The sequence below is a fragment of the Pseudomonas entomophila genome, from assembly GCF_029478665.1.
Classification (GTDB): domain Bacteria; phylum Pseudomonadota; class Gammaproteobacteria; order Pseudomonadales; family Pseudomonadaceae; genus Aquipseudomonas; species Aquipseudomonas entomophila_F.
Map to the genome: position 1 here is coordinate 1 of NZ_JARPQB010000134.1, position 318 is coordinate 318.

General features: G+C 67.9%; 1 protein-coding gene. It reads right to left on the reverse strand.

What is annotated here, in order from left to right; genetic code table 11:
• Window positions 1-318: contractile injection system protein, VgrG/Pvc8 family (locus tag P5705_RS26235; RefSeq protein ID WP_277463760.1), on the reverse strand; the 318-nt coding region annotated here is incomplete at both ends.

Consider the following 318-nt stretch of genomic DNA (forward strand, 5'->3'; position numbering starts at 1 on the left):
CCACGAAGAAGTTGCGGTAGCCCTGCTGGAAGCCGTCGAAGCGGGGGTCGATGTCGCTGGTGATGGCTTCTTCCAGGACCTGTGGCTGACGGCCCTGATGGCGTAGCTCGACCAACAGCCAGAGATCGTTCCAGCTGGCGTTGGGGTGGCTCGCGAGGGTCAGGAAATGGCCGCTGGCGAGCAGTGGCTGGTCGCTGTCGCCCTGGGCCTGGCGGTAATCGCTGCGGTGGCGCTCCAGGGCGCGGTTGGCCAGGTGCTTGCCGCGCGGGCGGTCGAGGAAGCGGCCGGGGTAGTCGTAGTCTTCCAGGGCCGGCTCGT